This window comes from Streptomyces flavovariabilis, assembly GCF_000725785.1.
In the GTDB taxonomy this organism is placed as follows: Bacteria; Actinomycetota; Actinomycetes; order Streptomycetales; family Streptomycetaceae; genus Streptomyces; species Streptomyces hawaiiensis.
This window is the reverse complement of the sequence record NZ_JNXD01000001.1, coordinates 995,362-1,007,398: the sequence shown is the minus strand read 5'-3', so window position 1 is coordinate 1,007,398 and position 12,037 is coordinate 995,362. Positions and strand designations below refer to the sequence as shown.

The 12,037-nt window shown below is 71.2% G+C and carries 10 protein-coding genes; 5 read left to right on the top strand and 5 right to left on the bottom strand.

Translation table 11 applies throughout. The annotated features are described in order from the left end of the window. Window positions 1-11: 11 nt before the first annotated feature. The 4 genes from IO24_RS0104480 (at window position 12) to ybaK (ending at window position 4,005) form a co-directional block, all read left to right on the top strand. Complete coding sequence (locus IO24_RS0104480) at window positions 12-1,589, top strand: oxidoreductase (RefSeq protein ID WP_031132042.1); 1,578 nt, start codon at window positions 12-14, stop codon at window positions 1,587-1,589. 121 nt (window positions 1,590-1,710) lie between these two features. Next, window positions 1,711-2,742 carry a hypothetical protein gene (locus IO24_RS0104475; protein WP_031132040.1) on the top strand — a complete coding sequence of 344 codons (1,032 nt, stop codon included), beginning with the start codon at window positions 1,711-1,713 and terminating at the stop codon, window positions 2,740-2,742. A gap of 11 nt (window positions 2,743-2,753) precedes the next feature. Further along, window positions 2,754-3,494 carry an LON peptidase substrate-binding domain-containing protein gene (locus IO24_RS0104470; RefSeq protein WP_031132038.1) on the top strand — a complete coding sequence of 247 codons (741 nt, stop codon included), beginning with the start codon at window positions 2,754-2,756 and terminating at the stop codon, window positions 3,492-3,494. Between the two features lie 10 nt (window positions 3,495-3,504). Continuing rightward, window positions 3,505-4,005 (top strand): Cys-tRNA(Pro) deacylase, encoded by a 501-nt coding sequence (ybaK, locus tag IO24_RS0104465; RefSeq protein ID WP_031132036.1) that lies wholly within the window; start codon window positions 3,505-3,507, stop codon window positions 4,003-4,005. On the opposite strand, the gene IO24_RS0104460 is transcribed toward ybaK, so the two are convergent. From IO24_RS0104460 to IO24_RS0104445, 4 genes are all read right to left on the bottom strand, one after another. Continuing rightward, entirely contained in the window at window positions 3,992-4,699 is a 708-nt protein-coding gene (locus IO24_RS0104460; RefSeq protein ID WP_031132034.1) for a hypothetical protein, read from the bottom strand. The genes ybaK and IO24_RS0104460 overlap by 14 nt on opposite strands. A 56-nt stretch (window positions 4,700-4,755) precedes the next feature. Further along, window positions 4,756-5,577 carry an ABC transporter permease gene (locus IO24_RS0104455; RefSeq protein WP_031132032.1) on the bottom strand — a complete coding sequence of 274 codons (822 nt, stop codon included), beginning with the start codon at window positions 5,575-5,577 and terminating at the stop codon, window positions 4,756-4,758. A gap of 103 nt (window positions 5,578-5,680) precedes the next feature. Beyond that, the gene (locus IO24_RS0104450) at window positions 5,681-6,655 is read right to left on the bottom strand and encodes an ABC transporter ATP-binding protein (RefSeq protein ID WP_031132030.1); all 975 of its coding nucleotides are present in this window, start codon (window positions 6,653-6,655) and stop codon (window positions 5,681-5,683) included. 123 nt (window positions 6,656-6,778) lie between these two features. After that, window positions 6,779-7,990, bottom strand: a complete 1,212-nt coding sequence (locus tag IO24_RS0104445) for an NYN domain-containing protein (RefSeq protein ID WP_031132028.1) — start codon at window positions 7,988-7,990, stop codon at window positions 6,779-6,781. Between the two features lie 221 nt (window positions 7,991-8,211). Between IO24_RS0104445 and IO24_RS45550 the strand changes: the two genes are divergently transcribed. Beyond that, window positions 8,212-8,376 carry a hypothetical protein gene (locus tag IO24_RS45550; protein WP_167551588.1) on the top strand — a complete coding sequence of 55 codons (165 nt, stop codon included), beginning with the start codon at window positions 8,212-8,214 and terminating at the stop codon, window positions 8,374-8,376. Between the two features lie 91 nt (window positions 8,377-8,467). On the opposite strand, the gene dnaE is transcribed toward IO24_RS45550, so the two are convergent. Continuing rightward, window positions 8,468-12,007, bottom strand: coding sequence for a DNA polymerase III subunit alpha (gene dnaE, locus IO24_RS0104435; RefSeq protein WP_031132026.1), 3,540 nt, complete (start codon window positions 12,005-12,007; stop codon window positions 8,468-8,470). Window positions 12,008-12,037 lie beyond the last annotated feature (30 nt).

The window sequence follows — 12,037 nt, the reverse complement described above, 5'->3', positions numbered from 1 at the left end:
AAGGAAGAGCTGTGACCGAGGGGGCCGGCGTCCGTGCCGGGGATGTGCCCGACGACCTGACCGCGGCCGAGGCCGGCATGTGGCAGGCCTTCCGCAACGGCACCGTGTACGACCTGAGCGGCGGCGACGCCCTGGTGGACGATCCGCACGGCGGCCACCCCTGGGGGGCGGAGCGGACCGTGAGGGCCCGGATCGTGTGCTGGCTGCTCCTCGACGGCCCGCCCGCCCTGGCCGGGCGCGTGTCGTCGCTGAAGCTGATCGGTGTGCGGGTCAGCGGCTCACTGGACCTCGCCGGCGGCACGGTGGGGCCGTACGTCGAGATGCGCCGGTGCCGGTTCGAACAGGACGTGCTGCTGCCGGAGGCCCGCTTCACGACGCTGCGGATGGTGGACTGCTCGGTGCCGCGGCTGGAGGCGGCGCGGGTGCACACGGAGGGCGATCTGCATCTGCCGCGCTGCCGCTTCCACCACGGCATCCGGCTCACGGACGCGCAGATCGGCACGGACCTGATGCTCAACCAGACGATCGTGCACCGGGACCGTAGCGGCCGGTCGATCGCGGCGGACGGCCTGACCGTGGGCCAGGACTTACAAGCCGAGCTGCTGGAGTCGCACGGCGAGCTGAGCCTGCGCGCCGCCACCATCGGTGTCTCCCTGAGCCTGCGCGGCGCGCGCCTGTCCAACCCCTTCGAGCGGCTCGCGCTCAACGCCCCGCAGCTGACCGTCGAGCGCAGCCTGTATCTGACGCCTGCGGGGGTCGGCGCCCAGGCGATGAGCGGGATGACCCCGGCGCAGGGGACGCGGATCCAGCGCTTCGCGTGCGAGGGCGGGATCCGGCTGGACGACGGCCGGTTCGGCGACGCCGTCGACTTCGAGCGGGCCCGGTTCACCCTCGGCGACGACCAGGAGCTGTCGCTGCGCCGGGTGCAGACGCCGGAGCTGCGGTTCCTCGGCGAGCAGCCGGTGCGCGGCCGGGTGGTGCTGTCCGGGGCGAAGGTCATCAACCTGATGGACCGGGCGGACGCCTGGCCGGGCCCGGGGCGGCTGCACATGGGCGGCTTCGCCTACGAGAACCTGGTGCCGCGCGGGCCGTTCCCGCTGGCCGAGCGGCTGGACTGGGTGGCGGCGGCGACCGCCGAGTACAACCCGGAGCCGTACGAGCGGCTCGCGGCCGTACTGCGGGCCGGCGGGGAGGACGAGGACGCCCGCGAGGTGCTGCTCGCCAAGCAGCGCCGGCATCGCGAGAGCCTGCCGATGGCCGCCAAGCTGTGGGGCTATGCGCAGGACTGGACGGTCGCCTACGGGTACCGGCCGGGCCGGGCCGCGGTGTGGATGGCGGTGCTGTGGGCGGCGGGCTCCCTTGCCTTCGCGCAGGCCGGGCATCCCCCGATGAAACGGGGTGAGCATCCGGAGTGGAACCCCGCGCTGTTCACCCTCGATCTGCTGCTGCCGGTCATCGACCTGGGACAGGTGGGTTTCTGGCAGCTGCGCGGCGGCTGGCAGTGGCTGGCGGCGGCGATGATCCTGCTGGGCTGGATCCTGGCGACGACGGTGGCGGCGGGGGCGACGCGGTTGCTCCGACGCAACTGATGGTGCTGGTGTGACCATAATTATTGAACCGTCACAGCTTTACCTTCTCTTGACCGTCGGATGTACAACTTTCCGCAGGTTCCATGAACAGTCTGGCGCCGTCACGACCAGCCGACTTTCAATGGTCGGCACGATGGCAATGCAGCTCCCGTTCATCCGCGCGAGCCGGATGACAAGGACCGCCCCCCACCTCGTCGGCGAGCCGCGCGCCGACGACGAGGTGCTGCTCGACGCGCCCGATGCCCGGCTGAGTCCGGCCCTGGTCGCCGCCGCCCGTGGCGACCACGGGCCGGCCGCCACGCTGCTCCTGGCCACGCGCGCGGCCGGCGAGTGGGAGCGGCGCGACCGGTACGTCACCCGGCTGGCCGCCTTCGCGCGCTCGCGGCCCGAGTGGCTGGACGTCTGGCTCGCCACCGCCCCACAGGACCCCGACGCGCTGCTGGTCGGGGCCCAGCTGGCGGTGGACCGCGCCTGGCGGTCACCGGCCCGGGCCGAGCTGCTGCGCGAGGTGAGCCCGCTGATCACGGCCGCGGCCCGGGGCGACCAGCGGGACCCGGTGCCGTGGCGGCTCGCGCTCGACCACGCCCGGGGCGCACAGGCCGGGCACACGTACTTCGAGGAACTGTGGGCGGCGGCCGTCCGCCGTGCCCCGCACCACTACGGCTGCCATGTGGCCGCTCTGCGCTACCTGGCCACCTACTGGCACGGGTCGCACCACGAGTGCTTCGACTTCGCCGACCGGGCCGCGCAGGACGCTCCGGCCGGCGCGCTCGTCCAGGCCCTGCCGCTGCGGGCCGCCTTCGGCTACCTCACCGACGACTGCGGGCCCGAGGTGCCGCGCGAGCGGCTCGACGCGGCCGCCGACCGGGCGATCGCACTGTCCCCGCGACTGCCGGCGGCCGACCCCTGGCCGGCCCGGATGCGCAACCTGCTGATCTTCGTCCTGGTGTGCCTGGAGCGCTGGCCGGACGCCGCCGAACAGCTGCGCCTGAACGGCCCGTACGCCACCTCCTTCCCCTGGGACCAGGTGTCGGACGACCCGCTCGGCCACTTCCTGCGGGTACGCGACGAGGTCCGGGCCGCGGCGGCCGGAGACCCCTCCGGGCATCCACGGAGTGAACGGGGCGGACGAGTCCGTCCCGGCGACCATTAGGCTTTTGCGTCGTGACCACCGTCCGGCTCCCCCTCTTCCCCCTGAACTCGGTGTTGTTCCCGGGGCTCGTGCTCCCGCTCAACGTCTTCGAGGAGCGGTATCGCGCCATGATGCGCGAGCTGCTGAAGACACCTGAGGACGAGCCGCGCCGGTTCGCCGTCGTGGCGATCCGCGACGGCCACGAGGTGGCCCCGACCGCACCGGGCATGCCCGACCCGACAGCCCTGCCCCAGCGGGGACCGACGGCCGGCTTCGGCACGGACCCGGTCAAGGCGTTCCACAAAGTCGGCTGTATCGCGGACGCCGCGACGATCCGGGAGCGCACCGACGGCTCCTTCGAGGTGCTGGCGACGGGCACGACCCGGGTGAAGCTGCTCTCGGTCGAGGCCTCCGGGCCCTTCCTCACGGCCGAACTGGAGCCGCTGGAGGAGGAACCGGGCGACGAGGCCGCCCCGTTGGCCGAGGGGGTGCTGCGGTCCTTCCGCCAGTACCAGAAGCGGCTGGCCGGCGCCCGGGAACGGTCCCTGGCGACGGGGGCCGACCTGCCGGACGAGCCCGGCGTGGTGTCGTACCTCGTGGCGGCCGCGATGATGCTGGACACCCCGGCCAAGCAGCGCCTGCTCCAGGCCCCCGACACCGCGTCCCGGCTGCGCGACGAGCTGAAACTCCTTCGCTCCGAGACGGCGATCATCCGTAATCTGCCGTCGTTGCCGGCGTCGGAACTGACGCGCGGCCCGATGAGCCTCAACTGAGCGGATCCGCATGGCGAAGAAGTCGAAGAAGCAGCACCAGCCCGGCGGCACCCCCGCGACGGTGGCCCTCACCGCCGCGGGCACGGCGTACACGGTCCACTCCTACGACCACGATCCCGCGCACCCCTCCTACGGCGAGGAGGCGGCCGAGGCCACGGGCGTCTCCCCGGACCGCGTCTTCAAGACCCTGGTCGCGGACGTCGACGGCACCCTGACGGTCGCGGTGGTCCCGGTGGCGGGCCAGCTGGACCTGAAGGCCCTGGCGGCGGCCGTGGGCGGCAAGCGCGCGGCGATGGCCGACCCCGCGCTGGCGGAACGCACGACGGGCTACGTCCGGGGCGGCATCTCGCCCCTGGGCCAGCGCAGGAAACTGCCGACGGTCCTCGACGCCTCGGCCTCGGCACACGCGACGATCTGCGTGTCGGCGGGCAGGAGAGGCCTGGAGGTGGAGCTCGCCCCGGCGGACCTCCAGAAGCTGACCGAGGCGGTCCTGGCGCCTATCGGCCGTTAGCGGCAGCGGACCCCGGGTACGGCCCGGCCGCGAACTCCGGCTCCGGGTCCCGGGGTCCGAACAGCGCCATGAGCCCGAGATGCAGCACCAGCGCGGCAAGCGGCCACGCCAGCAACGCCCCCTTGGCACCCAGCTTCAACGGCGCGTCGAACGTCACGCCCCGCCCGACTTCCCGGGCATGCGCGATCACGTCCTCGGCGGGCCCGAGCCACACCCCGACCCGCCAGGCGAGCAATGATCCGAGCAGCCCTCCGAGGGCCAGTCCGACCACCAGCGGCACACCTCCGCGCCGCCGCAGCAGGAAGACGACCAGCGCACTGACGGCACCGAAGCCCAGACCGAGCAGCGTGAACGTACCGTCGACACCGATGGCCTGCTCCCCCTCGGTGTCCTTGAGGTAGACGACCCAGTTCTTCTCCACCACGTCGCCGACCAGCGGCACGTGCGGCGCGAGCCACCACCACAGCACTCCGAGCAGTACCCCGCCGAGCGCCACGGCCACCGTGATCACGGCGGCCTCCCGCAGTTCGGTCTTCATCCCGGGGCCGTCCTGTCCGTACCAGCCGTGCCCGGCGTACTCGGCATATTCGGCGTGCTGGGACCCGGGAGCCGCAGGCCCGGCGGCCGGCGGCTGCCACGAACCCTGTGCGGAGTGTTCGTGCGGCGGCGGTGGCGGAGTCAGTGGTGCGGTCACCCTGCCATCGTGCCAGTCCCGCTTGTGTGCCGCGTCACCGGACGACCGCTCCGTGCTCAACGGACGGCCGCCCGGCGGTACGCCCAGGTCGCCACGGCCAGCGAGACGACGCCCACGGCCCCGCACACGGCGAGGTCACCGAGCACGAAGGCCCAGTCGGGACGCGGTCCGAACGTCCGCGCGAACGCCTCCACGCCGTACGTCGACGGCAGCAGGTCCCGCGTGAAGCGCACGGCCTCCGGCATCCGGTCCGCCGGCAGCACGCCCAGCAGCAGCGCCGCCGACATGCCCAGCTGCCCGAGCAGTGTGGCCAGTTCCGGCCGGGGCGCGAGCAGCCCCAGCGCCGCACCGAGCCCGGCGAGCGCGGCGCCCGCGAGCGGGATCACGGCCATGAGGATCCACAGATGGGCCATCGGCAGCCCGAACAGCACACAGCCGAACACCGCGGTCACGACGGTCCCGGGCACGGTGAACGACGCGTACGCGCCCGCCGCGCCCAGCACCACGGCCGCCGGCGGCACCGGCAGCGTCGCGTAGTGGTCGAGCCCGCCGCTGGCCCGCAGCTGCCCGAAGTACTGCGCGAGCAGGTTCAGTGCGACGAAGGCCACCACCAGGACCGACGACCCGGCGACGACGGCCTGCGCCTCCGCCCCGTCGTCCACGACCCCGCGCATCAGGATCATGATCCCGATCGACTGGAAGGTCGCCACGAACAGCAGCGGGATCCGCGCCACCCTCGCCCGGGACAGCTGGGCCCGGTACACGGCCGCCAGCGACGGCCACAGCCGTGCCCGGGGTCCGAGCTCGGCCGCGCACGCGGCGGGCTCCTCCAGGGCCAGGGCACTGCCCGGCAGGACATCGGCGGGTACGACACTCACGTCGTGCTGCTCCCCTTCGCTCGGGTCCACTGCGGCAGTCGCCTGTTCGGTACGGATACGGAGGCCGGTGTGCTCACGGCCCGCGCGCCCTGCGCCGTCGTGCTCACACCTTCACCAGCCCCTGCTGCGCGGCACCGCCGAGGGCCAGGTACACGTCCTCCAGGCTCGGCGTGGCCAGGGTGAAGTCGTCCAGGGCGGCGAAGGCGGCCCCGCCGGTGACGGTCGCGACGACCGCCCGGGCCTCCTCGGGCCCCAGCCGGAGCGTCCAGCGGCGGCCCGACTCCACGACGCGGTCCTTCAGCGCGGCCACCTCGGGCACGTGCAGCGGAGCCGCGTCCCGCCACACCAGGTCGACGCGGACCTCACCGGCGACCTGCTCCTTGAGCCCGGCGGGGGTGTCGCAGGCGATCACCCGCCCCCGGTCCAGGACGGCCACCCGGTCCAGCACCGTCTCGGCCTCGATGACGTTGTGGGTGACGAGCAGCACGGTCGTCCCGCGGTCGGCCCGGCGCCGGTCGACGGCGGACCACACAGCCCGCCGCGCCACCGGGTCCATGCCGGTGGTCGGCTCGTCGAGCACGAGCAGCGGCCGCTCCCCCACCAGGGCCGCGGCGAAGCACGCCAGGCGGCGCTGGCCCCCGGAGAGCTTCTTCAGCGGCCGCCCGGCGAGCGCCGTGAGCCCCAGCTCGTCGAGGACGGCATCCCGCTCGCCCCGCGCCTGCCGTACGTCCAGGCCGCGCAGCCGCCCGGTGGTCTCGACGGCGAGCGACACGGTCAGCTCGTCGAGGGCGGTCGACTCCTGCCCGAGGTAGGCGAGGATCCGCGCGGCCCGCTCGGGGTGGCGCACGATGTCGTGCCCGAGAATCTCCACGCTGCCGCGGTCGGGCCGCATGAGCCCGGTGAGCTGGCGTACGAGGGTGGACTTTCCGGCGCCGTTCGGACCGAGCAGGCCGAAGATCTCGCCGCGGCGGATGTCCAGCGTCACGTCGTCCGTGGCCCGGACCTCGGGTGTTCCGGGTGCGCCGCGTCGGCCCCGGACCGCCGGATAGGTCTTGGTCAGCTCGCGCACCGCGCACACGACGCCACCATCGTGCCGAAATGCCTGTGCCGCGTGCTTACTCACAAGGGACGAGACTACGGGGTCGGCGGCCCCGGTCCGCTCTCGGGTCGGCCGATACCGGTAAAACCGCCGGTGGAGAACTCAGTCGTCGAGGGGTGGGTGCTCCACGCCCGTGCGCACGCTGATCTCCCGCCAGAAGCCGGCCCGGATGGCGTACCGGTCCCGCTCGTCGATCTGGTCGTCCTTGTGGGCGAGCAGGCCGAAACGGGCGGCGTAGCGCAGCAGCTCCCCGTCGACACGGTGCGGGACGCGCGGGTACATCCCTGACAGTTTCTGCAGGTGGCTCTGGTCGCCGAGGCGCTCGACCCAGCGCCGGGCGAAGACCTGCCCCACCTCGAAGGGGTCACCGCCGACGGTGGTGATGTCCTCCTCGCGGTCGGCCCACCGCTGCTCGGCGGTGGTCAGCTGGGCGAGCGTCGGCATCGAGGCGGCCTCGGGGGGCTCGGCCGTGGGCCGGTCGACCCACCCTTTGTCGGAGGACCACCGGAGGGTGGCGGAGGCGGGGTGCCGGTCGGGCTGGGTGCCGGGGGCGCGCAGGGCGGCCAGGTCTTTGGGGGTGGGGACCCCTTTGGCGGCCGGCACCCGCTCCTCGGTGCCGTTCTGCCCGGGGCCGGCCGCCGGGTGCCGGGGCTGCGGGTCGGGCCGTTCGGTCGGGGTGCCGAGCGCGGACTCCGGCAGCGGCGCGGAGAGGATCGCGGCGATCTCGGGCCGGGGCGCGGGCTGCGGCGCGCACACCCCGGTGTGGTCCTTGGCGCGGACGGCCTTGGTGATCCACGTGCGGTCCAGGACCCGCCGCTCGTCGGCCTCGGCGACCAGGTCCTCGGACTGGTTGTAGTCGCCGTCGGCGGCCTGGACGGCCCACAGGTGGACGGCGACGCCGTGCTCCTTGGCGGCCATCATGCCGGGCAGCAGATCGCCGTCGCCGGTGACGAGGACGACGTCGGAGCAGGCGCGGTTGCGGGCCAGTTCGGTGAGCTCGGCGTGCATCGCGGCGTCCACGCCCTTCTGCGCCCAGCGGCCGTCGCTGCGGGTCAGGGCGCCGAGCCGGACGGTGACCCGGGGCATCACGCGCAGCCTGCGGTGCTCGGGTTGCGGGACGCGGTCGGGCGCGCCGTCGAACCAGTAGATGCGCAGCAAGGGCTGCTGCGTGTCGGACTCGGCACGTTCTCGCAGGCCCTGGATGAGGGCGGTGTGGTCGACGGTGATGCGGGACCGCGAGGGCTCCCCGGCGAGGAGACTCGCCGCGGCTCCCAGCAGATACCCAGCGTCCACCAGGACGATGCAGCGGTCCACGCGACTCACCCTCTTCCCAGGAGGTTTGCTTCGGGCTTGCTTCGAGTCTGCCCGACGGCGCGGAGGTTAACGGCCGGAACTCGATCTTCGGCGTGGCGTTTCGGGATGTGCCGCTCCGACCAGCCCTGTCACGCACGGTAATTGTCCGACATGCGATCGTTGTCGGCCTGTGTGAATCTGGTCCCGGCCCTGGCCCCTAGTCCCCTACAGGAGGCATCACCATGGCCAAGAACAAGAACCGTGACCGTAAGCAGCAGCGTCCGACCGAGCGTGGTCAGCGGGCGGACCGCAGCCCCGCCTCGCAGACGGAGCCCCAGCCCGAGGTCGAGGTGACCCCCGGCGAGATGACGTCGAGCAAGCGAAAGCGCAGCTTCGGCCACAACTGACGTCCGTGTGACGGGTTGTTGGGCCCGCGCACCTGCATGAGGGGCGTACCCGCTGCCGGGTACGCCCCTCGAGCGCATCAAGAGCCCCGCGTCACCCGGCCAGGCAGGACGGTCCGAGCAGCACCTTCAGGTCACCGAAGAGCGCCGGGTCCGGCTTCACCCGGTGCCGGTCCAGTCGCAGCACGGTCGTCTTGGTCGGCCCCTGGAGCCTGATCCGGACCTCGCTGTCGCCCTTGTGGTGGCTGAGGACCTCGCCGAGGCGGCTGACCAGCGGCGGGGTGACCCGGGTGGCCGGGATGGTGAGGACCACGGGCGCGTTGGTACCCGCGTTCGACAGGTCCGGCACCATCAGCTCCATCGCGACGAGCCGCGGGATGTCCTCACGCTTGTCGAGGCGGCCCTTGACGAACACCACGGCGTCCTCGACGAGTTGCGTCGAGACGAGCTGGTAGGTCGCGGGGAAGAACATGCACTCGATCGAGCCGGCGAGGTCCTCGACGGTCGCGATGGCCCAGGCGTTGCCCTGCTTGGTCATCTTGCGCTGCAGACCCGAGATGATGCCGCCGATGGTCACCACGGAGCCGTCGGAATAGTCACCCCCGGTCAGCTGGGAGATACCCGCGTCTGCCTTGTCGGACAGGATGTGCTCCAGGCCGAACAGCGGGTGGTCGGAGACGTACAGACCGAGCATCTCCCGCTCCTGGGCGAGCAGGTAGGTCTTGTCCCACTCGTCGGGTGAGAACTCCACGTCGAGCCCGAAGCCCGGCTCGCTGGTCTCGGCCTCGCCCATGCCGCCGAAGAGGTCGAACTGCCCCTCGGCCTCCTTGCGCTTGACCGCGACCACGTTGTCGATCATCGGCTCGTAGTGCGCGGTGAGGCCCTTGCGGGTGTGGCCCATGGCGTCGAAGGCGCCGGCCTTGATCAGCGATTCGGTGGTGCGCTTGTTGCAGACCACCGCCTCCACCTTGTCGAGATAGTCCGGGAAGGAGACGTACTTCCCCTTGGCCTTGCGGCACCTGATGATCGACTCGACCACGTTCGTGCCGACGTTGCGGACGGCGGAGAGGCCGAAGAGGATCACCTCGTCGCCCTGGGCCGCGAAGTTGGACATCGACTCGTTGACGTCCGGCGGGAGCACCTTGATGCCCATGCGGCGGCACTCGTTGAGGTAGACGGCCGACTTGTCCTTGTCGTCCTTCACGGAGGTGAGCAGCGCGGCCATGTACTCGGCGGGGTGGTTCGCCTTGAGGTACGCCGTCCAGTACGAGACGAGTCCGTACGCGGCGGAGTGCGCCTTGTTGAACGCGTAGCCGGCGAAGGGGACCAGCACGTCCCACAGGGCCTGGATGGCCTCGTCGCTGAAGCCCTTCTTGCGGGCGCCCTCCTGGAAGAGGACGAAGTTCTTCGCCAGTTCCTCGGGCTTCTTCTTGCCCATCACGCGGCGGAGGATGTCGGCCTCGCCGAGCGAGTAGCCGGCGATGATCTGGGCGGCCTTCTGCACCTGCTCCTGGTAGACGATCAGGCCGTGGGTGACGTCCAGGACCTCCCTGAGCGGCTCCTCCAGCTCGGGGTGGATGGGCGTGATCTCCTGCTGGCCGTTCTTGCGCAGCGCGTAGTTCGTGTGGGAGTTCATGCCCATGGGGCCCGGGCGGTACAGGGCCGACACGGCGGAGATGTCTTCGAAGTTGTCCGGCTTCATCAGCCGGAGCAGGGAGCGCATGGGGCCGCCGTCGAACTGGAAGACGCCGAGGGTGTCGCCGCGCTGGAGCAGTTCGAAGGTCGTGGGGTCGTCGAGCGGGAGGCTCAGGAGGTCGATGTCGACGCCCTTGTTGGACTTCACCATCTTGACGGCGTCGTCCATGATCGTCAGGTTGCGCAGGCCCAGGAAGTCCATCTTCAGCAGGCCGAGCGACTCGCAGCTCGGATAGTCCCACTGCGTGATGGTGACCTTGTCCGTGTGCCTGACCCAGACGGGCACGTGGTCGGTGATGGTCTCGCTGGACATGATCACGCCGGCGGCGTGCACGCCCATCTGCCGGACCAGGCCCTCGACGCCCTTGGCGGTGTCGATGACCTTTTTCACGTCCGGCTCGTTCTCGTACATCGCCCGGATCTCGCCCGCCTCCGAGTAGCGGGGGTGCTCGGGGTTGGTGATGCCGTCCAGGTTGATGCCCTTGCCGAGGACGTCGGCGGGCATGGCCTTGGTGAGGCGGTCGCCCATCGCGTACGGGTAGCCCAGCACGCGCGCGGAGTCCTTGATCGCGTTCTTGGCCTTGATGGTGCCGTACGTGCCGATCATGGCGACCTTGTCGGCGCCGTACTTCTCCGTCACGTAGCGGATCACCTCGACGCGCCGGCGCTCGTCGAAGTCGATGTCGACATCGGGCATGGAGATGCGCTCGGGGTTGAGGAAGCGCTCGAAGATCAGGCCGTGCGGGATGGGGTCGAGGTCGGTGATGCCGAGGGCGTAGGCGACGATCGAGCCGGCCGCGGAGCCTCGGCCGGGGCCGACCGCGATGCCCTGCTTCTTGGCCCACATGATGAAGTCGGCGACCACGAGGAAGTAGCCCGGGAAGCCCATCGAGATGATGGTGTCCATCTCGTACTCGACCTGCTTCATGCGGTCGTCGGGGATGCCGTCCGGGAAGCGGCGGTTCATGCCGCGCATGGTTTCCTCACGGAACCAGCTGACCTCGGTGTAGCCGTCGGGGATGTCGAACTTCGGCATGAGGTCGCGCTTCTCGAACATGCCGGTGGTGTCGACCATCTCCGCGATCAGGCGGGTGTTGGCGCAGCCCTCCTGCCAGGCGTCCGAGGAGTCGATGGCGTACATCTCGTCGGTGGACTTCAGGTAGTAGCCGGTGCCGTCGAACCGGAAGCGGTCCGGGTCGGAGAGGTTCTTGCCGGTCTGGATGCACAGCAGGGCGTCGTGGGCGACCGACTCGTGCGCGTACGTGTAGTGCGAGTCGTTGGTGACCAGCGGGGGGATGCCGAGCTTCTTGCCGATCTCCAGGAGGCCGTCGCGGACCCGGTGCTCGATCTCGATGCCGTGGTCCATCAGCTCCAGGAAGTAGCGGTCCTTGCCGAAGATGTCCTGGTAGTCGGCGGCGGCCTTCAGGGCCTCGTCGAAGTGGCCGAGGCGCAGCCGGGTCTGGACCTCGCCGGAGGGGCAGCCGGTGGAGGCGACGATCCCCTCGGACCACTTGGCGATGGTCTCCTTGTCCATCCGGGGCCACTTCTGCAGCCAGCCCTCGGCGTACGCGTCGGAGGACAGCCGGAAGAGGTTGTGCAGACCGGTCGAGTTCACCGCCCACATCGTCTTGTGGGTGTACCCACCGGAACCGGAGACGTCGTCCCGCTTCTGGTGCGGCTGGCCCCACTGGATCTTGCGCTTGTTGCGCCGGGACTCGGGCGCGACATAGGCCTCGATCCCGATGATCGGGGTGACTCCGGCCTTCTGGGCGGTGTGGAAGAAGTCGTAGGCGCCGTGGAGGTTGCCGTGGTCGGACATGGCGATGTGCGTCATGCCCATCTCGTTGCACGCGTTGAACATGTCCTTCAGCCGCGCGGCACCGTCCAGCAGCGAGTACTGGGTGTGGACGTGCAGGTGCGTGAACGGCGGCTTCGACACGGCTGCGGCCTCCAGGGGAAACGGGGTCGG